This window comes from Kineosporia sp. NBRC 101677, assembly GCF_030269265.1.
GTDB lineage: Bacteria > Actinomycetota > Actinomycetes > Actinomycetales > Kineosporiaceae > Kineosporia > Kineosporia rhizophila.
The window spans coordinates 229,314-251,806 of sequence record NZ_BSTA01000006.1; the positions used below are offsets into that span (position 1 = coordinate 229,314).

19 protein-coding genes are annotated in these 22,493 nt (G+C 70.2%); 13 read left to right on the forward strand and 6 right to left on the reverse strand.

Features of this window, described 5'->3' with window-relative positions; all coding sequences use genetic code 11:
- The first annotated feature begins 80 nt into the window (after positions 1 to 80).
- A complete protein-coding gene (locus tag QSK18_RS19125; protein ID WP_232809645.1) occupies positions 81 to 758 on the forward strand; it encodes a response regulator in 678 nt (225 codons plus the stop codon).
- A 10-nt stretch (positions 759 to 768) separates the two neighbouring features.
- Here the strand turns inward: QSK18_RS19125 and QSK18_RS19130 are convergent, their stop codons facing one another.
- The gene (locus tag QSK18_RS19130) at positions 769 to 1,140 is read right to left on the reverse strand and encodes a response regulator (protein ID WP_232809644.1); all 372 of its coding nucleotides are present in this window, start codon (positions 1,138 to 1,140) and stop codon (positions 769 to 771) included.
- Positions 1,141 to 1,239: 99 nt separating this feature from the next.
- On the opposite strand from QSK18_RS19130, the gene QSK18_RS19135 reads away from it, so the two are divergent.
- From QSK18_RS19135 to QSK18_RS19155, 5 genes are all read left to right on the forward strand, one after another.
- On the forward strand, positions 1,240 to 3,114 hold the full coding sequence (locus tag QSK18_RS19135) for a GAF domain-containing sensor histidine kinase (protein WP_232809643.1): 1,875 nt from the start codon (positions 1,240 to 1,242) through the stop codon (positions 3,112 to 3,114).
- Positions 3,115 to 3,246: 132 nt separating this feature from the next.
- Positions 3,247 to 4,068, forward strand: a complete 822-nt coding sequence (locus tag QSK18_RS19140; protein WP_232809642.1) for an alpha/beta fold hydrolase — start codon at positions 3,247 to 3,249, stop codon at positions 4,066 to 4,068.
- A 36-nt stretch (positions 4,069 to 4,104) separates the two neighbouring features.
- Complete coding sequence (locus tag QSK18_RS19145) at positions 4,105 to 4,821, forward strand: alpha/beta hydrolase (protein ID WP_232809641.1); 717 nt, start codon at positions 4,105 to 4,107, stop codon at positions 4,819 to 4,821.
- 5 nt (positions 4,822 to 4,826) lie between these two features.
- Positions 4,827 to 6,491, forward strand: coding sequence for an MFS transporter (locus tag QSK18_RS19150; RefSeq protein WP_285621222.1), 1,665 nt, complete (start codon positions 4,827 to 4,829; stop codon positions 6,489 to 6,491).
- A gap of 107 nt (positions 6,492 to 6,598) precedes the next feature.
- Positions 6,599 to 8,824 carry a M6 family metallopeptidase gene (locus QSK18_RS19155; RefSeq protein WP_285621225.1) on the forward strand — a complete coding sequence of 742 codons (2,226 nt, stop codon included), beginning with the start codon at positions 6,599 to 6,601 and terminating at the stop codon, positions 8,822 to 8,824.
- Between the two features lie 76 nt (positions 8,825 to 8,900).
- Here QSK18_RS19155 and QSK18_RS19160 read toward each other — a convergent pair whose 3' ends face one another.
- Positions 8,901 to 9,563, reverse strand: coding sequence for a TetR/AcrR family transcriptional regulator (locus tag QSK18_RS19160; protein WP_285621228.1), 663 nt, complete (start codon positions 9,561 to 9,563; stop codon positions 8,901 to 8,903).
- Positions 9,564 to 9,691: 128 nt separating this feature from the next.
- Between QSK18_RS19160 and QSK18_RS19165 the strand changes: the two genes are divergently transcribed.
- Positions 9,692 to 10,492 (forward strand): SDR family NAD(P)-dependent oxidoreductase, encoded by an 801-nt coding sequence (locus QSK18_RS19165; protein WP_285621234.1) that lies wholly within the window; start codon positions 9,692 to 9,694, stop codon positions 10,490 to 10,492.
- 163 nt (positions 10,493 to 10,655) lie between these two features.
- Positions 10,656 to 11,120 carry a hypothetical protein gene (locus QSK18_RS19170; protein ID WP_285621237.1) on the forward strand — a complete coding sequence of 155 codons (465 nt, stop codon included), beginning with the start codon at positions 10,656 to 10,658 and terminating at the stop codon, positions 11,118 to 11,120.
- A gap of 86 nt (positions 11,121 to 11,206) precedes the next feature.
- Here QSK18_RS19170 and QSK18_RS19175 read toward each other — a convergent pair whose 3' ends face one another.
- The 4 genes from QSK18_RS19175 to QSK18_RS19190 all read right to left on the reverse strand — a co-directional run bounded on the left by QSK18_RS19175 (position 11,207) and on the right by QSK18_RS19190 (position 15,306).
- Positions 11,207 to 11,788, reverse strand: coding sequence for a TIGR03086 family metal-binding protein (locus tag QSK18_RS19175; protein ID WP_285621244.1), 582 nt, complete (start codon positions 11,786 to 11,788; stop codon positions 11,207 to 11,209).
- Between the two features lie 52 nt (positions 11,789 to 11,840).
- Positions 11,841 to 13,007, reverse strand: a complete 1,167-nt coding sequence (locus QSK18_RS19180; protein ID WP_232809634.1) for an LLM class flavin-dependent oxidoreductase — start codon at positions 13,005 to 13,007, stop codon at positions 11,841 to 11,843.
- Positions 13,008 to 13,016: 9 nt separating this feature from the next.
- Positions 13,017 to 14,210: an SfnB family sulfur acquisition oxidoreductase gene (locus QSK18_RS19185; RefSeq protein ID WP_232809633.1), complete on the reverse strand. Its 1,194-nt coding sequence runs from the start codon at positions 14,208 to 14,210 to the stop codon at positions 13,017 to 13,019.
- Between the two features lie 79 nt (positions 14,211 to 14,289).
- Positions 14,290 to 15,306 (reverse strand): LacI family DNA-binding transcriptional regulator, encoded by a 1,017-nt coding sequence (locus QSK18_RS19190; protein WP_232809632.1) that lies wholly within the window; start codon positions 15,304 to 15,306, stop codon positions 14,290 to 14,292.
- A gap of 119 nt (positions 15,307 to 15,425) precedes the next feature.
- Between QSK18_RS19190 and QSK18_RS19195 the strand changes: the two genes are divergently transcribed.
- Genes QSK18_RS19195 through QSK18_RS19215 form a run of 5 tightly spaced genes read left to right on the forward strand, consistent with a single transcriptional unit; the run spans position 15,426 to position 22,455 of the window.
- Complete coding sequence (locus tag QSK18_RS19195; protein WP_269809759.1) at positions 15,426 to 16,802, forward strand: ABC transporter substrate-binding protein; 1,377 nt, start codon at positions 15,426 to 15,428, stop codon at positions 16,800 to 16,802.
- Positions 16,803 to 16,808: 6 nt separating this feature from the next.
- Positions 16,809 to 17,738 carry a carbohydrate ABC transporter permease gene (locus QSK18_RS19200; RefSeq protein ID WP_285621250.1) on the forward strand — a complete coding sequence of 310 codons (930 nt, stop codon included), beginning with the start codon at positions 16,809 to 16,811 and terminating at the stop codon, positions 17,736 to 17,738.
- Positions 17,739 to 17,740: 2 nt separating this feature from the next.
- The gene (locus QSK18_RS19205; protein ID WP_232809629.1) at positions 17,741 to 18,598 is read left to right on the forward strand and encodes a carbohydrate ABC transporter permease; all 858 of its coding nucleotides are present in this window, start codon (positions 17,741 to 17,743) and stop codon (positions 18,596 to 18,598) included.
- Between the two features lie 32 nt (positions 18,599 to 18,630).
- The gene (locus QSK18_RS19210) at positions 18,631 to 20,751 is read left to right on the forward strand and encodes a glycoside hydrolase family 2 protein (RefSeq protein ID WP_232809628.1); all 2,121 of its coding nucleotides are present in this window, start codon (positions 18,631 to 18,633) and stop codon (positions 20,749 to 20,751) included.
- A 33-nt stretch (positions 20,752 to 20,784) separates the two neighbouring features.
- Positions 20,785 to 22,455, forward strand: a complete 1,671-nt coding sequence (locus QSK18_RS19215) for a ricin-type beta-trefoil lectin domain protein (protein ID WP_285621271.1) — start codon at positions 20,785 to 20,787, stop codon at positions 22,453 to 22,455.
- Positions 22,456 to 22,493: the final 38 nt, after the last annotated feature.

Consider the following 22,493-nt stretch of genomic DNA (forward strand, 5'->3'; position numbering starts at 1 on the left):
CCGCCGGCGCAGACACTCGTGACGAGCACCGCTCATCAGGACACTTGTTCACCGGCAGCCAGAGTCCCTAACGTCCTCGCATGACCTCCCCCGGCACCGTCGATGCGTCACTGCGAGTGATTGTCGCTGATGACGACGTGCTGCTGCGGGAGGGTGTGGCCAGTCTGCTGTCCCGCTCCGGGTTCGAGGTGGTGGCGCAGGCGGGCGATGCCGAGGAGCTCGTCTCGGCCATCCGTGAGCAGCCGCCGCAGCTGGCGGTCATCGACATCCGGATGCCCCCGACGCACACTGCGGAGGGCCTGGACGCGGCCCTGAAGATCCGGCGCGAGTTCCCCGACGTGGCCATGCTGCTGCTCTCCGCGCACGTGGAGGTGGAGCACGCCCTGGAACTGCTCGACGGTGGGCGCGGCATCGGCTACCTGCTCAAGAGCCGGGTCACCGACGTGGCCGACTTCATCGACACCGCCCGGCGGATCGCCGACGGTGCCTCCGTGATCGACCCGGCGCTGATCCAGGAGCTGGTCTCGGCCCGGCGCCGGGACGACCCGCTGGCCGCGCTGAGCAACCGCGAGCGGGAGGTGCTCGTGCTGATGGCCGAGGGGCTGTCGAACGGCGGGATCGCCCGGCGCATGTGGATCACCGAGGGCACCGTCGAGAAGCACGTGAAGAGCATCCTGTCCAAGCTCGGCCTGGCCGACACCGCGGACGACCACCGGCGGGTGCGGGCCGTGATCCTCTACCTCGACACCATCTCCTGAGCGTGGCGTCTCAGTTCCGCGGGTGCCCGGCCACCATCTGGGCGATGAGCTCGGCCGAGAGCCCGAACTTCTGGAGAAAACCGATGGCCGAGCTGTCCGCGATCATCTCGGCGAAGTCGTCCGGGTCGTGGGTCGAGACCAGGATCACGGCCGGCGTGGGCACCTCGACCTTCTGCAGGGCCTCGACCACGTCGAACCCGCTCTCGGCGCCCAGGTCGATGTCGACCAGGGCGAGGTCGGGCCGGTGGGTGTTCGCCGCCTCGACGGCCTCGGCCAGCGTCGCGGCGGTGGCCACCACGGTCATCCCCGCGGCCTCCAGCATGTCGCGTACCGCTGCGCAGTACGTCGGGCTGTCGTCCACGATCAGACAGCGGTGGTCCATGTACCTCATTCGACCAGCGTGGCAGAGCACTGCGGTGGGCACATTCCCGCTAGCGGCACCTTTGCCCGTCCGGGGTGGGCGTTCGTGAGCCTGTGCGACGTGACCGAGCACGATGCCCCCACCCGCCGTGAGCGCCTGCTGCTGAAAGTGCTGCGTCCCACGCCCCCACCGCTGGGTCTGGGGGTGGTGGTCGCGGCCGGGCTGATCGCGGCCGAGGTGTTCCTGGTGCATCTGCTCACCCAGATCGCCCCGGACAGCGCCTTCGGGGCCCTGTTCCTCTTCGGTGTCCTGGTGATCTCGGCGAGCTGGGAGTTCGGCCTCGCCCTGGCCACGTCGGCCGCGAGCGCCGCCGCCTACGCCTACGTCCACGTGCTGGAGAACAGCGACTCGCTGGTGCCGGCCGTCATCGTGTTCACCGTGCTCGCGCTGCTGACCAACGTGCTGGTGGGCCAGTCCCGGCTGCGCGCGGCCGAGTCGGAGCAGCGCCGCAGAGAGGCCGACCTGCTAGCCGAACTGGCGCGGACCATGCTGCGCGAGGTGAACCCGGCGCAGATGCTCGACACCGCGAGCACCCGGCTGGCCGAGGTGCTGGAACTACCGCCGGGAAGCGCCGTTCTGGGTGCGCCCGAGCAGGAGCCCACACCAGGTCAGCAACGCATCCTGTTGCACGACGGCGCCACACCGGTGGGCTCGCTGATGGTGCCCGGCCAGCTCGCGCCCGGCGATGCCCGGCGGGTGCGGCGGGTGGTGCCGGCTCTGGAGGCGCTCCTGGCCGCGGCCCGCGACCGGGAGACCCTGCACCGGCAGACCGCCGACCTGGCCCGCCAGCAGGCTGCCCTGCGCCGGACCGCCACGCTGGTCGCCTCGCGGGCCGAGCCCGACGAGGTGCACGGCGTCGCCGCCTCCGAGCTGGCTCGCAGCCTCGACGCCGAGCACGTCTCGGTGGTCCGCTTCGAGAACCCCGAAAAGCCTGAGGACGCCGGTGAGGACGGAGCGCGAAGCGTCCAGTACGAGGTGCTGGCCGCCGAGGACGAGGACGGTGACGAGAGCCGTCTCGTGATCGGCGAGCGCTTCCGGGTCGGTGGCCACAACGTCTGCACGATCGTGTTCGAGACCGGTGAACCGGTCGCCGTGGACTACGCCGAGGCGACCGGGCCGGTGGCCGGGCGCCTGCGCCGGCGGGCCTTCGTCCGGGGCATCGGGGTGCCGATCACCGTGGACGGCCGCACCTGGGGAGCGGTGGTGGTCGGCATCGGCGAGCACCCGCCCGCACCGGACATCCAGGCCCGGATGACCGACTTCGCCGACCTGATCGCCACGGCCGTGTACAACAGCGAGACCCGGGCCCAGCTCACCCGCTCCCGCGCCCGCGTCGTGGCCGCCGCCGACCAGGCCCGGCGCACCATCGAGCGCGACCTGCACGACGGCGCCCAGCAGCGCATCGTCTCGCTCGGCCTGGAGCTACGGGCCACCCAGGCCGCCGTGCCCGCCGAGTTCCCGCAGCTGAGAGGCAGACTCGACCACTGCGTGGAGACGCTGTCGCAGATCCACACCGACCTGCAGGAGCTCTCTCGCGGCATCCACCCCGCCATCCTGTCCCGCGGCGGTCTGGCGGCCGCCCTGAAGACCCTGGCCCGGCGCTCCCCCGTGCCGGTCTCGCTGTCGATCGCCATCCCCACCCGGCTGCCCGACGCGGTCGAGGTCGCCGCGTACTTCGCCGCGGCCGAGGCCCTGACCAACACCGCCAAGTACGCGCAGGCGTCCGAGGTCACGATCTCGGCCCGCACCGACGGGAGCGTCCTGGACCTGGTGGTCACCGACGACGGGGTCGGGGGTGCCCGCACCGGCACCGGTTCCGGGCTGATCGGCCTGCACGACCGCATCGACGTGGCCGGGGGAACCCTGGCGATCGTGAGCCCGCCGGGGGCCGGCACCAGCATCACGATCCGGATCCCCTACCGCCCCCGGGCCTGAGCGACCACCCCGCTACCCGGTAGTGGCCACCCCCGCCACCGATCCCCCGGCAATGGCCGCTAGCAGCGACGACACCACCCGTGCGACAGACCAGAGTTGATCTCACGCAAACACCACACAGCGGGAGACACCATGTCGTACATCACCACCACCGACGGCACCGAGATCTACTACACCGAGCACGGTGAGGGTCAGCCGGTCCTGTTCAGCCACGGCTGGCCGCTGTCGTCCGACGCCTGGCAGAAGGAACTGAAGGTGTTCGCCGACGCCGGCTACCGGGCCATCGCCCACGACCGCCGCGGCCACGGGCGCTCCTCCAAGACGTACACCGGCAACGACATGGACACCTACGCCAGTGACCTGGCCCAGCTGGTCGAGGCGCTCGACCTGCGCGACCTGGTCGTCGTGGGTCACTCCACCGGTGGTGGCGAAGTGGTGCGCTACGCCGCCCAGCACGCGGCCGGCCGGGTGGTGAAGGTGGTCACCGCCGGCGCCGTCCCGCCGATCATGCTGAAGTCGGAGACCAACCCCTACGGCACCCCGATCGAGGCCCTCAACGACATCCGCGACGGCGTGCTCAACGACCGCTCGCAGTTCTACAAGGACCTCGCCGAGCCGTTCTTCGGCGCCAACCGCCCCGGCGCGAACGTCTCCCAGGGCGCCAAGGACGACTTCTGGCGCCAGGGCATGCTGGTCAACCTGGCCGCCGCCTACGACTGCGTGAAGGCGTTCTCGGAGACCGACTTCACCGAGGACCTGAAGGCCCTGACCGTCCCGATCATGATCGCGCACGGCGACGACGACCAGATCGTGCCGATCAAGGCCGCCGCCGAGAAGACCATCGACCTGGTCAAGGACGGCCGCCTGGTGACCTACCCGGGCGCCCCGCACGGCATCTTCGGCGCGTACCAGAAGTCCCTCACCGCGGACATCCTCGCCTTCATCGCCGAATAAGCAGCCACCCGAACACCTGGAACAGGAGCACCGCACATGTCGTCCTCCCCGACCATCGTCCTGGTCCACGGCGCCTTCGCCGACGCGGCCAGCTGGGCCCCGGTCACCCGCCGGCTGCTCGACGCCGGGCACACCGTTTTCGCCCCGCCGGTGCCCAACCGCAGCCTGACCGGCGACGCGGCCTACATCCGCTCGTTCGTCGAGCAGATCGAGGGCCCCGTGCTGCTGGTCGGCCACTCCTACGGCGGTGCCGTGATCACGGTGGCCGGCGTGGCCGAGAACGTCGTCGGCCTGGTCTACGTCTCCGGCTACGCCCTCGAAGTGGGCGAGAGCCTGGGCGAACTGCAGGGCCGCTTCCCCGACTCGGACCTGGCCGCCCACCTGGTCTACGCGCCGTACCCGATCGAGGGCGCCGAGCCCGGCACCGACGTCTCGGTCGAGCCCAAGGCGTTCCCGGCCGTCTTCGCCGCCGGTGTCCCGCTGGAGACCGCCGAGGTCCTGGCCGTCTCGCAGCGCCCGCTGGCCGCCGCCGCGTTCGGTGAGCCGGCGCCGGTCGCGGCCTGGAAGACCAAGCCGGGCTGGGGCATCGTCAGCAGCGCCGACAAGACCATCAACCCGGACGTCGAGCGCTTCGGCTACCAGCGGGCCGGCCTGCGCACCGTGGTCGAGATCGACGCGCCCCACCTGGTGATGCTGGCCAAGCCGGCCGAGGTCGTGGCCGTCGTCGAAGAAGCCGTCAAAGCGCTGAGCTGAGAACCATGTCGAGCAACCGGCCCATGCCCCCGCAACACCGGCCCAGTGCCTGGGCGCCGCTGCGCAACCGCGTGTACCGCACGCTGTTCGTGGCCCAGCTGATCTCGAACATCGGGCTGTGGATGCAGACCGTCGGGGCCCAGTGGTTCCTGGTGGAACACCGCAGCAGTGCCACCGTCGTCGCCCTGGTGCAGACGGCGAGCCTGCTCCCGGTGCTGTTCCTGTCGCTGTTCGCGGGGGCCTTGGCCGACCTGCTCGACCGGCGGCGGTTGCTGATCGCGGTCAGCACGTACACCGCCGTCGCCGCCGGGGTGACGACCGCCCTGGCGTTCACCGACACCCTCACCCCCGGCCTCTTGCTGGCCATGACGTTCCTGCTCGGCTGCGGCTCGGCCCTGACCTCCCCGGCCTGGCAGGCGATCCAGCCGGAACTGGTACCCAAGGAACAGATTCCGGCCGCCTCGGCCCTGGGCAGCGTGACCGTCAACGCCGCCCGGGCCGTGGGCCCGGCCGCCGGTGGCGTACTCGTCGCGGCGGCCGGCCCGGCGGCCGTCTTCGCCGTGAACACGCTCAGCTTCGCGGTGATCATCGGCGCCCTGGCCTGGTGGGACCGCGACGCCGGAGACCGCTCCGGCGACCGGGAACCCCTCGGACGCTCCATCGTCACCGGCGTGCACTACGTGCAGTCGGCGCCGATCGTGCGCCGGATCATGCTGCGCTCGGCCCTTTTCGCCTTCCCCGCCTCAGCCCTGTGGGCCCTGCTGCCGCTGGCCTCCTCCCAGCACCTGCACTACGGCGCCTCGGGATACGGCCTGGTGCTGGGCATCGTGGGGATCGGGGCGGTGGCCGGCGTCGCCCTCAACCCGGTCCTGGCCAAGAAGTTCTCCCGCAACGGCATTCTCGTGCTGTCGGCCCTGGCCTACGCCCTGGGGGTCGTGGCGGTGGCCGTCCTGCCGGTCTGGGCGGTCCTGCCCCTGCTCCTGATCTCCGGAGCAGCCTGGATCGGAACACTCACCACCCTCAACGCCTCGGTGCAGCTCTCCCTGGCCCACTGGGTGCGCGCCCGCGGCATGTCGGTCTACCTTCTGGTGTTCATGGGCACCCAGGCCCTGGGCTCGTTCGTCTGGGGCCTGGCCGCCTCACACCTCGGCCTGACCCCGGCCCTGCTCGTCTCGGCGACACTGCTCGCCCTGGTGGCCGCGAGCGTCCGGTTCCTGCCGCTCCTGGCCGCCACCGGCAGCCTGGCCCGCGGGGTCTCGACGGCCTGGCCCACTCCCACCGTCGTCTTCGATCCCGAGCCGGCCGACGGGCCGGTGACGATCGTCAAGACCTACCGGGTCCGGACCGGGGAACTCGATGCGTTCGAGCGGTCGATGCGGGCCGTGGGACGGGCCCGGCGCCGCACCGGCGGCTACTCCTGGGGGCTGTACCAGGACGGTTCGGACCCGCAGCTGATCCTCGAGCGGTTCACCGTGCCGTCGTGGGACGAGTTCCAGCGCCAGCACCGGGACCGCTGGACCGAGTCGGACCACGAAGCGATCGTCTCGGCCCTCGTGCACACCGAGACCGGCGCCACCCACGCGGAACACCAGCTCGTCCTGCTCAAACCCGGCCACGCCCAGCGCAAGTCCGGCGAAACGGCCCTACAGCCAGAACCGGCCCAGCAGTAACACCGACCCGGTCATCTGAACGACTGAGTTTGATCCAAAGCCGGACCCCGGCCGGACCGAACGGCCCACTCTTTCGGAGGTCGCACCCAAACCTCCGAGGAGATCAGATGGTCCGGAAACGACTGGCTGCGCCTGTCGCCCTCGCCCTCGCTGTCCCGCTCGCCGCTCTGGTGCCGTCCGCGGCCCCCAGCTCCGCCGCCCCCGAACCCGAGCGGGCCGGGATCGCCTCGGACATCACCATGGGCGTCCGCGACCCGCAACTGGTCGAGGGTGAGAAGGTCGAGGTACCGGACCGCCCCCGGACGCAGCGGAAAGCCCAGTCGAAGGCGCAGGCCGGTACCACCCCCGGGGTGGGCACGGTGCGGCAGTGGCTGGCCCTGGACGACAAGAACGGCGTCTACTACCGCAAGGACTACACCCTGCGCGGGGTGGGCGATCACATCGAGGTGTGGGTCGCCAACGACATCGCCTTCCCTCAGGGCGACTGCCGCAACGCCGTGCCGGGCAGCACCACGGTCACCGACGCGCAGGTGGCCGGGCTGATCACCCAGTTCGACACCAACATGTACCCGAAGGAGACCGCGGCCTTCAGCACCCCGCCCGACCGCGACGGCAGCAACGCCCTGCTGGGCCCGGACGCGAACGGCAACGGCGGCGAGTACGGCGGCGGAGGTGGGAAGACCGTCACGCTGGTCGACAACGTGCGCGACGAGAACTTCTTCGACTTCCCCGCGGTACCCACCTACACCGCCGGTTTCTTCTCCGCGTCCCTGAACGAGCTCTTCGACCGGAACGTGATGACGATCGATGCGTTCGACTGGGCGCATCGCACCACCGCGAACCCGGCCGACGCGGCCACCAGCGACCTGTGCACGAGCCGCCCCGCTCGTCCGTGGTTGTACGAAGGCGTTTTCGCGCACGAGTGGCAGCACCTGCTGCAGTACTACACCGACCTGAGCGAGTCGACGTGGGTCAACGAGGGCCTGTCGGACTTCGCCATCTCGCTGGTCGGCTACTCGAACACCACCGCAACCGTTTTCGAGCCCGGCTTCGACAACCACCTGATCTCCTACCAGGGCTACTCCACGGTGGAGACGCCGTACAACCGCAACCCGCGCGACAGCGGCGGCGCGCAGAACTCCCTGACCCTGTGGGGTGAGGACAGCGACAACCCGAACGCGGTGCTGGCCGACTACGGCCACGCGTACGCGTTCCTGCTGTTCCTCTACGACCGCTACGGCCAGGACTTCATCTCCGGCCTGCACCGCGACGGCGAGCACCAGGGCCTGGCCGGGGTCGCGGCCCAGCTCAAGAACGAGGGCGTCAAGCAGGACGTGTACGACGTGCTGCACGACTTCCAGTCCTCGAACGTGCTCGACGCCTTCCTCGACTCGTCCAAGAAGTCGAAGCTGACCGGGGCCGACAAGAGCGCGGTGACCAGCAAGAGCCTGAACTCCTCGATCAACCTGGCGAACCCGCAGTCGTACCTCGACCCGGGCGCGGCCCCCAACGGGGCCGACTACGTGCCGGTCATGAAGGACGGAAAGCCGATCCGCGGCAAGGACATCGACACGCTGACCTTCGCCGGCGCCAAGACCCTGCCGCCGCTGCCGCTGGCCTGGACGGTGGTCAGCAACGATCCGGACCGGCCGGGCAACCCGGTGCTGTTCTCCGGCAACCAGAACAACACCGACGCCGCCCTGGTCACCGAGGCGAGTGTGCCCACCACCGATCCGAAGCTGCGCTTCCTGGCCAAGTACGGGGCCGAGGCCGGTTACGACTACGCCTACGTGAGCGTCTCGACCGACGGCGGGAAGACCTACAGCACACCGCTTCCCGGTGACAAGACGGTCGACGGCCCGTTCGGCCCCGCCCTCAACGGCACCACGAGCGGTTTCGAGGCCCACGAGTACGACCTGTCGGCCTATGCCGGCCAGGAGATCCTGGTCAGCATCCGCTACGTCAGCGACGCTGGGGTCAACGAGGGCGGCCTGCTCATCGACGACCTGACCGTGGGAAGCACGAAGCTCAGCGACGGTTCCAGCCTGGAGCCGTTCGACTCCCCCACCGAGATCGCCCCGGTGGCGGTGGCCAACTGGAACGTGCGGCTGATCGGCCTGGACGCCCGTAAGGAACGGGCCGCCCAGATCACCTTCGACGGGCAGTCCGGCATCGACCTGGGCCGCCGCAGCCCGGAGGTACGCGAACTGCGTAAGGCCGAGCAGGTGGTGGCCGTGGTGGCCTACGACGAGCCGACCGAGCAGGGCCAGCAGTACGCGCCCTACAAGCTCACGGTGAACGGGGTGGTCCAGCCCGGCGGTGGCCAGAGCTGACCCTTCGATCCGGTAGTGGTGCCCGCCGTCCTTGACGGCGGGCACCACTACGTTTCAGGACGGTTTCAGGGCACCGTCAGGGCACGAGGGGCGTGTCGGCGCCGTAGGTACTGCGGATCCAGACCTGCGCGAGCGCCTCGATCCGCAGTTCCTCCTGCGCCTCGTCCTGGGGCCCGAGCAGGATCGAGTACAGGTTGCGCTCGCTCATCCAGACCAGGGTGGTGGCCAGCGTGCGGGCGTCCACCCCGGCCGGGGCCCGGCCGGTGGCCCGCTCGCGTTCGATCCAGGCGGTGGCCGAGACCACGAAGGCCTCGTTCATGTCGGCGTAGACCCGCTCCAGCACCGGGTCCGAGCGCATCGCGTCGGACGCGGCCAGAACCACCGCGGCGTGCTCCCGCCACAGTCGCAGGATCTCGTGGTAGCTCTCGCGGAACGTGCGCGCCGGGTCGTCGTCCGGGGCCTCGGGCGCCAGGCCGCGCAGCGCGAGCTGCAGCTTGTCCTGCGTGACCCGCTCCAGCACGGCGGCCAGCAGGGCGTGCTTGGTGTCGAAGTAGAAGTAGAAGGTGGGGCGGGAGATGCCCGCACGGCCGGCGATCTCCCCCACCGAGACCTCGGAGAACGGCTTCTCCTCGAGCAGTTCCTCGGCCGCCCGCAGGAGGGCCTCCAGCCGCAGGTCACCCCGGCTGGCCGGACGCGACCAGGCCCGGCCCCCTCCGGCCTCGTCAGCGCGTGCGGCCACGGTGATTCCTTTCCCTGCTCATTACCTCGATCCTAGGGCCGACCCCGTCTAAACACCTGTTGAGTTTTCTCAACAGGTGTTGATAGCGTCGTGGCCACCACCCCGAAGCCGACGGAAGGCAGCCGAAGATGGCCACGATCCTGATCACCGGAGCAACCAGCGGGCTGGGCCGGGCCCTGGCCGAGGACCTGGCCGGTGCTGGGCACCAGCTCCTCCTGCACGGCCGCGACCACGACCGGCTGGGCGAGGTCGCCTCCGCCACCGGCGGCGAGACCTATCAGGCCGACCTGACGTCCCTGGCCGCGACCAGAGACCTGGCCGCCGAGGTCGCCAAACGTCATGACCGGCTCGACGTGCTGGTCAACAACGCCGGCATCGGCTTCCACGTCACCGGCACCGACCGCCAGCTGTCCAAGGACGGCCTGGAGTTGCGACTGGCGGTGAACTACCTGGCCCCGGTGCTCCTGACCCGGGAACTGCTGCCGCTCCTGCGGGCGGCGGCTCCCTCACGCATCGTCAACGTCGCCTCCGTGGGCCAGGCCGCCTTCGACTTCGAAGACCCCGACCACGAGAAGGATTTCACCGAGCCGAGCGCCTACAGTCGGTCCAAGCTCGCCCTGATCAGCTGGAGCGCGAGCCTGGCCGAGAAGCTGGACGGCACCGGGATCACCGTGAACAGCCTGCACCCGGCCACTTTCATGCCCACCCGCATGGTGGAGGCGTCCGGGGTGGACGCCCAGGAGTCACTGGAGAAAGGGCTGCACGCCACCCGCCGCCTGGTCGACGACCCGGCCCTGGCCGGGGTCAGCGGGAAGTACTTCCACAGCGAGAACGAGGCCCAGCCCAGCATTCCCGAGGCCCTCACCCCCGAATACCGCGCACGCCTTGCTCAAGTCACCGAGAAACTACTCACCGCAGCCAGGGCCTGAACCACAGCCCCCTTACCATCTGGGCACGGTCGGGCGTAAGCCTTTCCGGTGCCGAAACCCGCTGGTAACGTTCCCGACCAGATCCGGGGGGAACCGGATCGTTGGCCCGTCACCGGACACCCATCCCTGGTCTGGGTGCGGTCGGGCGTTCTGGAGGGGAAACATGAAGAACATTCTGGGTATTCGCAGGCTGGCTCTGTCCGCGCTGGCCATCGTGCTGGCGGCCACTGCGCTGATGGCCTTCGGCACCACGTCGGCGCAGGCCGCGCAGTCGGACTGCGACGAGCACACCGTCGCCGGGCAGTTCCGCCGGGTCGACTCCGGGGCCTCTTTCACCTATGCGGGTCGCGTGGTGGAACTGCAGAACGAGCGTCTCTTCGACCGTTTCAGCCGGGCCGAGATCAAGTCCGGCCGGCAGTCGGGCGACCGGGTGTGGGTGGACCGTAGCTTCCGCTCGTTCCCGAACTTCAAGGGCATCAAGTCGGACGCCGAGGCCAAGCGGGACGGCTGGAAGATGTGCGGCTCGTGGCCGAATCGCACCGACTCGGTCTACAACTCCAACTACGCCGCCCGCGCCTGCGCCGAGATGAGCGGCGTGACCAAGTGCGGCAAGTGGTGGGTCGACTGATCCGACCTGGATCTGACCTGATCTGACCTGGTCTGACGACAACTGGCTCCCAGTCACCATCACGGTGACTCGGGAGCCAGTTGCCGTCAGCCCTGAACCCGTGGTTCCCAGTACGGGTCACGACCCGCGAACGCCACCGCCCGCTCCACCGCAGAGGCCTGCGGGCCGACCGGGAACTCCTCCGCGAAGGCCATTCCCGGACCGCGGAACTCCGGGCGGATCACGTTCTGGAACACCGCGAGCGTGTGCTCGCTGATCGCAGGGTCGGGCTCCCAGGGCCGATCGAGGGCCCGGGCCAGGTCCCAGCCGTGGGTGAAGGCCTCGATCAGCAGCAGGTCCACGACCATGGCACCCGGGAAGACGCCGCCCAGTTCCAGCACCTTCACCTCGCGCCCGCCCATCCCGTTCTCCAGCGCGGAGCGCAGGGTGACGGACAGTTGCGGGATCACCGCCGGCAGGTTGTCGGGCCCGGTGTAGGCGTGCGGGTCCTCCCCCCGGTCGTCGGCGTCCGGATCCCGGAAAGCGGCCTCGAAGTAGGTGAGTCCGCCGGTCAGGTGCCGTCTGACGTCGGCCACGGTGAAGTCGCCGCTCGGGGTGGGCAGTTTCAGCTGCTCGTCGGCGGTGTCCGCGGTGACACGGGCCAGGTCCTCCAGCACGGCGAAGATCATGCCGCGATCGTCCGGCAGAACCTGCCCGCGCGCATCGGTCGCCGTATCGGTCTCAGGGCTGGGCGGGCAGGAACGGTACGTGCCCGGTGGCCTGGGCGGTGGGGGTCTGGAAGAGCCCGCGCCGGGTGAGCTCGGGCAGCACGCCCTCACCGAACCAGTACAGCTCCTCCAGGTGCGGGTAGCCGGAGAGCACGAACTCGTCGATGCCCAGCTCGGCGTACTCGGCGATCCGGTCGGCGACCTCGGCGTGGCTGCCGACCAGCGCCGTCCCGGCCCCACCCCGCACCAGGCCGACGCCTGCCCACAGGTTGGGAGCCACCTCCAGCGCGTGCGGGTCGCGCCAGCCGCCGTTACGCCGGGCGGCCTCGTGCAGCTCGAGCATCCGCGCCTGGCCGGTGGACTCGCTGCGGGCCAGGCCCTTCTGCGCGGCCGCCACCACGTCCTCGCCCAGCGCGTCGGTCAGCTGACGGGCGCGGGCCCAGGCCTCGTCGGCGTCGTCGCGGGTGATCACGTGCAGCCGGATGCCGAACTTGATCTCCCGGCCGCGTTCGGCGGCGAGTTTGCGGATCCAGGCGATCTTCTCGGCCACCTTCGCGGGCGGCTCGCCCCAGGTCAGGTAGACGTCGGCGTGCTCGGCGGCGACCGGTCCGGCGGCCGGCGAGGAGCCCCCGAAGTACAGGGCCGGGGTCACCGCGGGCACCGACGGGATGGTGGCCTGCTCGACCTGGATGTGTTTGCCGGTGTGGGTGACCTTCTCACCGCGCCAGAGTCCGCGGATGATGGTGAGGAACTCGTCACACCGCTCGTACCGCTCTTCTTTGGACAGGAAGTCGCCGTAGGCCCGCTGTTCGTGCGCCTCTCCCCCGGTGACCACGTTCAGCAGCAGCCGGCCCGGGGCGTGCGCCTCGAAGGTGGCGGACATCTGGGCGGCCAGGGTGGGGCTGATCAGGCCGGGCCGGAAGGCGATCAGGAACTTCAGCCGTTCCGATTCCCGGCTCAGCATCGCGGTGGTCAGCCAGGCGTCCTCGCACCAGGCCCCGGCCGGGGTGAGCGCGCCGGTGAAGCCGAACTCCTCGGCGGCCCGGGTGATCGAGCTGAGGTAGCCGATGCTGGCCCGCCGGTCACCCGAGGCCGTGCCCGCGGGCAGGCCGTGCCCGCCGCCGACGATGAACCGCGAGTCGCCGTAGGTGGGCAGGAACCAGTGAAACTTCAGTGACATGAACTGTCCTCAGATCTGGCCGTGCCGGGGCGGCGCGACGTCGTCCAGTAGCCAGCGGCCGATGTGCTGAACCTTCCAGCGCACCGGGTCGTGCAGACTGTGGGTGCGGCCGTCCCGCCAGAACCGGCTCAGGTTCAGCGAGTTCAGCGCCGAGCGGGTGCCGCCCAGTTCGAACAGGACCGAAGACGCCTCCACCGCCGCCCGCGCGGCCGTCACCTTCGCCACGGCGGTGGCCACCGAGGCCTCGGCCGTGTTGGCGGCGTCCGGAGCACTGCGGGCCACGCCCACCAGTTCGGCGGCCTGCTTCAGCAGGGCCTCCGCGCCGCGCACGGTGATCTCGGCCTCCCCGGCCGTCTGCACCAGCAGCGGGTCGTCGACCGCGCGCTCGCCGCCCGCCTCGAACCACGGGCGGGCCTTGGCCACCTGCTGTTTGGCCTCGTTCAACGCTCCCCGGGCCACCCCGGCGTCGATCGCGGCGTGCAGCAGCTGGGCGAAAGCTCCGTAGTAGGTGGGCTGATCGAAGATGGGGGTGAACGGGACCACGTCGTCCTCAGGGACCAGCACGTTCTCCAGGCGCACGGTGCCGCTGCCGGTGGTGCGCTGGCCCATCGCGTTCCAGTCGTCCTCGATCGTGACCCCGGGTGCGTCGGCCGGCACGAAGGCGATGGCCTTGGCCACCGGCCCCTCCGGCCTTTCCGGCAGGACGGCCCGCACCAGCAGCCGGTCGGCGAAGAGCGAACCGGTGGCGTAGAACTTCTGCCCCTGCAGCCGGTACTGCCCCGGCCCGTCGGGGGTGAGCGTGGTGGCGTCTTCGGTGATCGTACGCCCGCCCCGCTCGGTCTGGGCGTTCGCGTACCGGGCCCCGCGCACGACCTCGCCGAAGAAGCGAGCCTGTTGCGCGGGCGTCCCCTGTAGGCGCAGTGCCTCGAGGAAGACGTAGTGACTCTGCGGGATCTGCCCGATGCTGGGATCGACGGCGGACAGCCGCCGGAACACCTCGGTCAGGGTCTCGACCGAGACGTCCGCTCCCCCGAACCGGTCGGGCACCGACAAGGCGAACAGCCCGGCGTCCGAAAGCTTCCTGATCTCCGCGTGCGGCAGCACCCGCTCGGAATCGCGCCGCGAGGCCTCCTCGGCCAGCTCCGGCAGCAGGCCGTCGAGCACGCCGAGGGCCTCGCCCTCGCTCAGCCGTGCGGGTTCCATGTCGCCTCCGAAGTCCTCCGTGACACCGACCAGACCGTTAACCTAACTGATCTGGTGAGGAAGGGCGACGGGGGCCCGGTTACCCGGCCGGCCGGGTGCTCTCGCGCGGCAGAACCCGGTGCGGGGCGGTGATCTGCACTGCGGGCTGGGCCGGATCGTCGATCCGGGCGGCCAGTCGCTGCACGGCCTGGCGGGCGATGTGCGGGGTGTCGAGCGAGACCGTGCTGAGGGTGGGCCGGGAGTAGCGCCCCTCCTCGATGTCGTCGATGCCCACCACGGCCACGTCTTCGGGCACGCTCAGCCCGGCGTCGAACACCGCCCGGATCGCGCCCATGGCCAGCAGATCCGCGTAACAGAAGATGGCGTCGGGCGGCTGGGGCAGGGCCAGCAGGTCGCACGCCGCCTCGTAACCGGCCGCCCGCCGATAGTGCGGGGCCGCGCGCACGTATTCCGGCTGCAGCGGCAGGCCCGCCTCGCCCAGTGCCCGCCGGAAGCCCGCGGTGCGCTGCTGCGGGGTGGCGTACTCCTCGTGCGGCTGGGTGCCGATCGCCGCGATCCGCCTGCGCCCCACCGAGATCAGGTGGCTGACCGCGTCGTGCGCGGCCTGCTCGTTGTCGATCGCCACATGGTCGTAGCGGCCGTCGAAGTCGTGCTCGCCCAGCAGCACCAGCGGCACGCTCGGGGCCTCCTGCATCTCCTGCAGCTCGGCCGGGGTGACCAGCGGGCTGAACAGCAGGCCGTCGAAGAGCATGGTGCGGTCGGCCCCGGTGAGCAGCTGCCGTTCGCGCTCGTGGTCGTGCCCGGTCTGGTCGACGATCACCCGGTAGCCGATGCCGGCCGCAGCGTGGATGACCTCACGGGCCAGCTCGGCGAAGAACGGCACGTCGATCTCGGGGACCACCAGGGCGAGGACGCCGGTGCGGCCGGTGCGCAGGGTGCGGGCGATCGGGTTGGGCCGGTAGTCCAGCTCCTCCATCGCGGCCATCACCTTGCTGCGCATCGCCTCGCTGACGTGCTGGTACCCGCTGACGACGTTGTTGACGGTGCGCAGGGAGACCTGCGCGTGCCGGGCCACGTCCCGCAACGTCGCCGCCACCGGCATCCTCCTCGAGTCCGCTTCCACCGGCCTCCAGTCTAGGTCTTGCCTACGTGTGCAAACACCCCCTACTTTGCACACGTAGGCAAACCACGAACGTCATGCACAAGGGAGTGCTCATGTCCGCAGTACCCCGCCCCGGCGGCCTGACCCGGCGGCAGATGAACGGGCTGCTGGTGGCCGCCCTGGCCGGCACCCTGGCCGCCTGCGGGCCGTCCATCACCGAGGAGTCCCCCGGCGAGACCGCAACCGGCGGCGAGCGGCTCAAGGCCCCCACCGGCGACCCCTCCGGCGAGATCGTGATCTGGGACCGCTCGGGCGACCTGTTCAAGGTCTTCGAGGCCGCCATCGCCATGTTCAACGCCAAGTACCCGAACGTCACTGTCCGGCACGAGGCCGTCGACATCGACGCCAAGCTGCAGAACACCCTGATCACCGGCACCGACGTGCCCGACGGGGTGTTCCTCGACGACGCCAAGGTGGGCGGCTTCGCCGACTACCTCTGGGACCTGAAAGACCTGCTGCAGCCCTACACCCAGGACATCGCCGCGCAGAAGGTGGCGGTCAACTCCCTGGACGGCGGCATCTACGGGGTGCCGTTCGACCTCGACCCGGGCCTGCTCTTCTACAACGAGAAGGCGCTCGCCGCGGCCGGAATCGACCCGGAGTCGATCGAGACGTACGACGACCTGCTCGCCGCCGCCCGCACCTACCAGGAGTTCAGGCCCGGCTCCGGGCCGATCCACCTGGAGCAGAGCGCCTTCCTCGGCCAGCTGCAGCTGGAGATGTACGCCAACCAGCTCGGCACCTCACTGGCCGGCCCCGACGGCAAGCTCCGGCTCGACTCCCCCGAGTACCGGCAGATCCTGACCTGGCTCGACACCGTCAGCAAGGAGAAGCTGGGCACCCGCGCCGAGTACCTCACCCCCGGCGACGTGGGCGCCCTGGAGTCCGGCGACCAGGTGTTCTACCCGTGGGCGATCTGGTTCTCCTTCGCCCCGCAGCAGCAGCTGCCCAAGACCTCCGGCGACTGGCGGGCCATGCCGCTGCCCGCCTGGGAGGCCGGGGGCGCTCGCAGCGGCGCGATGGGCGGCTCGTCGTTCGTGCTGCCCAAGGCCGGCCAGAACTCCGGGCTGGCCTGGCTGTTCTACGAGTTCCTGATGTTCGACGAGGCCGGCTACAGCGCGGTCTGGGGCCCCAGCGAGGTCTACCCGCAGGGCCTGAACACCTCCATCCCCAGCTACCGGCCCGCCGCCGACCCGGCCAAGCCGCTGTTCGAGCCGGTCGAGGCCCTGGGCGACCAGGACCTGTGGGCCACCGCGACCGAGGCCGGCGCCCAGATCCCGGCCGGGGCACCGATTCCCGCGTGGTGGGCCGGTGCCGTCGACTACCTGGGCAACGACGTGCAGCGCATGCTCGACGGCGACCTCTCGCCCGAGCAGGTCGTGAAGCAGGCCGCCCAGAACATCCAGAAGAATCTCGTGGACCGGAGCTGAGATCCCGTGTCACTGGCCCCACTCACCCGCGCCGCCCCGGCGCAACCGCCACCACCGGTGCCCCGGGGCGGCACGGCCCGGCTGCGCCGCCGTCTGGCCCCCTACGTCTTCGTCGCGCCGTTCATCGCCCTGTTCGCCGCCTTCAGCGCGTACCCGATGCTCTTCACGCTGCGCCTGAGCTTCACCGACTGGCGGGGTTCGGGCTCGGCGCAGTGGGTCGGCTGGGGCAACTACACCTATCTGCTGGGCAGCGAGGCGTTCTGGGCCTCACTGGGCAACTCGGCCGTGCTGTGGCTGCTCGTCGTGCCCGCCCAGATCGCCCTGGCCCTGCTGGTCGCGGTCTGCCTGAACAACGCGAAACTGCGCCTGCGCGGCCTGTACCGGGTCTCGTTCCTGGTCCCGTTCGTGACCCCGCTGGTGGCGGTGGCGCAGATCTGGGTGGTGCTGTTCGACCAGAACTACGGCGCGATCAACCGGATCCTGTCGCTGGCCGGCCTGCCCGACGTGGGCTGGCTGACCACCACCACCTGGGCCAAGCCCACGCTGGCCCTGCTGTTCATCTGGAAGACCACCGGTTTCATCGTGGTGATCCTGCTGTCCGGGCTGCAGAGCCTGGACCACTCGCTGTACGAGGCCGCCGAACTCGACGGCGCCGGCACCGTGCGCCGGCTGTGGTCGATCACCGTTCCGCTGATCCGCCGCACCCTGGCGTTCGCCGCGATCATGCAGACCCTGGCCGTGTTCCAGATGTTCGCCGAACCGTTCGTGGTCACCGACGGCGGGCCGTACAACTCCACCACCACGTCCGGTTTCGAGCTGTACAAGCACATCAACCAGGCCGACCTCGGCACCGGCGCCGCCAACTCCTTCCTGCTGGTCGTCGTGGTGATGGCGCTGTCCCTGCTGTTCGTGCGACTGCTGCGCACCGAGGACTGATCATGAAACACACCCGTGAACGAGCCGCCGCCGTCGGCGCCCACACCTTTCTCGGCATCGTGCTGGTGCTCTCGCTGGCCCCGGTGCTGTGGGCCGTGGTCTCGGCGTTCAAGCCTCCCGCGCAGATCGTGGCCGACCCGCTCGGCCTGGACCTGTCGGCCCTGACCCTGGACAACTTCCGCCGGATGTTCGACGACGTGCCGCTGCTCAGCGGTTTCGCCAACACCGCGGTGGTGCTGCTCAGCAAGGGCACCCTGACCCTGCTGCTGGCCCCGCTGGCCGCCTTCGGCTTCGCCAAGTACCGCTTCGTGGGCAAGAACCTGCTGTTCGGCGCGGTCCTGGTGACCCTGATGCTGCCCACCATCGTCCTGATCATCCCGCTGCTGCTGCAGATGAAGGAACTGGGCTGGGTCAACACCTACCAGGCGCTGATCCTGCCCGGCGCGGTCGACGCCTTCGCCATCTTCTGGATGCGCCAGGTGATCGCCGACATCCCGGACGAGCTGCTCGACGCCGCCCGCATCGACGGCTGCGGCGAGCTGGGCATCTTCACCCGGGTGGTGATGCCGCTGATCCGCCCGGCGCTGGCCGGCCTGGGGGTGCTCACCGTGATGAACATCTACAACGACTTCGTCTGGCCGGTCGTGGTGGCCAACAGCGAGCGCATGGCCACGCTCCAGGTGGTGCTCTCCACACTGGCGCAGAACATCACCGGCAACCGGATCGGCGCCGACTACGCCACCGTCACCGGCGAACTGCTGGCCGCCGCCTCGATCGCCATGCTGCCCCTGGTGGTCATCTTCATCGCCCTGCAGCGGCATTTCGTCAACGGCATCCTGGCCGGCAGCGTCAAAGGCTGACTTTCCCATCCACCCCCTCGAGAGGCCGTGTCATGACCTCCCTGCCCGACGTCGAGTTCGACGGCATCGCAACCACCCCGGCGCTTCCCCGCCCCGAATACCCACGACCCGATTTCGACCGGTCCCAGCAATGGACGTCGTTGAACGGCTTGTGGGAGCTGGCGACCGAGGACGCTGTGGTCCCGGTGACGGTGCCGTTCGCCTGGGAGACCAGCGCCTCCGGTGTGGGCCGCACCTGGCTGGAACGGGCCGCCTACCGTCGTTCCATCTCAGTACCCGCCGCCTGGGCCGGGAACCGGGTCGTTCTGTGCTTCGGCGCCGTGCACCACGAGGCCCACGTGCTGCTCGACGGCGTCCAGATCGCCCATCACGTCGGTGGGTACACGCCGTTCGAGGTCGACGTGACCGACCTCGTACCGGCCGGCGGTGAGGCCCGGCTGGAGGTTCGCGTCCACGCCCCGGCCGACAAGCGCCAGATCCCGCACGGCAAGCAGCGTTCCATTCCCCGCACCGACTACGACGGGGTCTGCTTCACCCCCACCTCCGGCATCTGGCAGAGCGTCTGGCTGGAGGTGCGCGGCCGTACGTATCTGGCTCACGCCGCCCTGGACGGCGACCAGCTCGACGGTTTCGGTCTCAGCGGCGAACTGGCCGGTGATCACCCGGCCGGAACCCGGGTCACCGCCCGGGTGGTGGCCGGTTCGCGGCTGCGTGAGAGCGTTGAGCTGACCACCGACAACAATGGACGCTTCAGTGGGCGGCTGCTGATCACTCACCCCCGCCTGTGGTCACCGGACGATCCCCACCTCTACCGGATCGAGCTGGTCACCGACGCGGCCGGATCGCCAGACGTGGTCACGCTCACCGGTGGCCTGCGGCGCATCGAGGTACGCGGGGAAGAGCTGTGGCTCAACGGTTCCCGGCTCTACCTGCGCGGAGTGCTCGACCAGGGCTACTGGCCCGGCACCGGCCTGACCGCCCCCGACGACCAGGCCCTGCGGCACGACCTGCAGATCGCCCGCGACAACGGCTACAACCTGGTGCGCAAGCACATCAAGCTGGAAGACCCGCGCTGGCTGCACCACGCCGACCAGCTGGGCGTGCTGGTCTGGGCCGAACCCCCGGCCGCCAGCCGCTTCAGCCCGGCAGCAGCCCAGGCGTTCGAGGACCAGTTGCCAGAGATGGTCTGGCGCGACGGGAACCACCCGTGCATCGTCATCTGGGGCCTGTACAACGAGGAATGGGGCCTGGACTGGGACATCCCAGGCAGTCCGGAACGGGCCCGGGCCGCCCGCACCGCCTACGAGAAGCTCAGGGGCCTGGACGAGTCCCGCCCGATCGTGGACAACTCCGGCTGGGCCCACGTGATCACCGACCTGCTCGACTGGCACTACTACGACGAGGACCCGGCCGCCTGGGCACGCAACCTCGCCGACCTGGCCTCCGGCACTCGCGAGGACTTCCCGGTGCGGCTGGGCGCCGACTTCGTGGTGGACAAGTCGCTGTACGCCAACGACTCTCACCCCCGTCAGGGCGTCCCGATCCTGAACAGCGAGTACGGGGCGGGCTTCACCAGTCTGGAGCGGGCCTGGCACCTGCGCTGGCAGACCCAGGAACTGCGCCGGCACGACCGGTTCGCCGGCTACGTGTACACCGAACTGACCGACATCGAGCACGAGATGGCCGGGCTGCTCGACTACCACCGCACCGGCAAGGACCTGGGCGGTCTGGACCCCCGAGACGTCAACACCGACACCGTGCTGGTGGTCGACCTGGTCCCGGCCGCCGCCGGCGCCGACATCCCGGTGCCCGAGGCGGAACTCAAGTTGGACGTGCACGTCTCGCACCACGGCGGATCCGCTCTGACCGGCCGCCTCCAGGCCGGCTGGGCCCCGGCCGGGCACCCGGCAGACCTCCCCCTGCCCACCCCCGACACCACCAGCGCACCGGTCACCGCCCACCCCTTCCAACTCTCCGACAGCGCAACTCTCGTGATCGCGCCTCCCAGGCCCACCTCGTCCAAACGCTTGTGGATCTGGCTCTTGGACGACGAGGGCCTGGTACGGGCCAAGACATTCGTGGACGCCGGGCCGATCGAGGCTCCCAACCGGCGCGGCGCCCGCGTCACCCCACCGGCCGCACCAACCGAGTAATTCCGTAAGTTCAACAAACCGGAGGACGAAACCATGCGCTACCAAGGACGGTCGCTGCACTGGCGTCACTGGAAACGATCGCTCGCGGCCCTGGCCGCTCCCCTGCTTCTGCTGACCGCGGCATTAGGGGTACTCGCAGCAACCCCCGCCGCCGCGGCCATCCCCGGGCAGGTGCTCTACTCCCCGAACCTGTCCACCTACCCCAATGGCACCGCCGGCTACCCCCGGGCCATCCGCCTCAACCACGACGGCTCGGCCAACCAGACCATGCTGGCCACCTTCGCCCGGGGCGGGCACAACAGCCGGGGCGATCTGCCGATCTACCGCAGCACCAACGGCGGCAGCTCCTGGAGCCAGATCTCCACCGTCACCTCCAACACCCCAGGCTGGGACATCGAGGCCCCCACCCTGTTCGAGGTGCCCCGTAACATCACCGGGCTGAACGCCGGCGACATCCTGGCCGCCGGAACGGCCTGGCAGGTGGGCAACTACACGCAGCAGAAGGTCGAGGTCTTCCGCAGCACCAACGGCGGCGCCAGCTGGAGCTACCTGTCCAACTGCACGCAGACCAGCGGCCAGCCCAACAGCTGGGGCCACGGAATCTGGGAACCGGCCTTCCTGGTGGCCGACAACAACTCGCTGGTCTGCTTCATCTCCGACGAGCGCCCGGCCGGCTCCCCCACCAACAACCAGGTGATCGGGCACTACACCTCCACCAACGGCGGGGCGAGCTGGGGCTCGGCGTTCACCGCCGACGTCAGCTTCCCCGGTGACAACCTCGCCCGGCCCGGCATGCAGACGTTCGCCGAGCTCCCCAACGGCGACTTCATCATGTCCTACGAGATGTGCCGCGACGCCACCAACGCCGACCACGCCTGCGAGGTCTACGTGAAGACCAGCGCGGACGGGCTGAACTGGGGTGCCCCCGGCAGCGCGGGCACCCTGGTGCGCACCTCGGACGACCGGGAACTGCTGCACACGCCCTACATCTCCTGGACCTCCGGCGGTGGCCCGAACGGCACCCTGCTGCTGTCCGGCCAGCGCGTGGTGGCCGGGCCTACGGGCAACAAGGCCGTACTGGCCGAGTCGGGCACGGTGCTGTTCGTCAACCGCAACCTCGGCGCCGGCGCCTGGACCGAGGCCGCCACCCCCGTCACCGTCAACCCCACCGGGGGCTACGCCACCGGCGTCCCCTCCTGCCCGGGCTACTCCACCCCCGCCATCCCCCGTGAGGACGGGACGACCTACACCCACTTCGCCGCTACCTGGCGCGGGCAGAACAACCAGTGCGAGGTGCGCTTCGGCACCGGCCGGATCCCCGGGCCCACCGGCACGATCCGCACCACCGACGGTAAGTGCCTGGACGTAGACACCAACACCGCCGACAACGGCCGCGCCGCGCAGCTCTACACCTGCGGCACGGCCACCGGGCAGCGCTGGTCGATGGAGAGCGACGGCTCGATCCGAGCCTTCGGCAAGTGCCTGGACGTGGACGCCCAGGGCACCGCCAACTTCACCAAGGTCCAGATCTGGGAGTGCAACGGCTCCGGCGCCCAGCAGTGGCAGAAGCACACCGCCAACGCCCTGCGTAACCCCCAGTCCGGACGCTGCCTGGACATCCCCCAGGGCAACACCGCCAACGGCACCAAGCTGCAGATCTACGACTGCAACGGCCTGGCCTCGCAGTCCTGGACCACGCCCTGACCTAGGTGGCCGTGCCCTCCGGCTCCTCGGAGGGCACG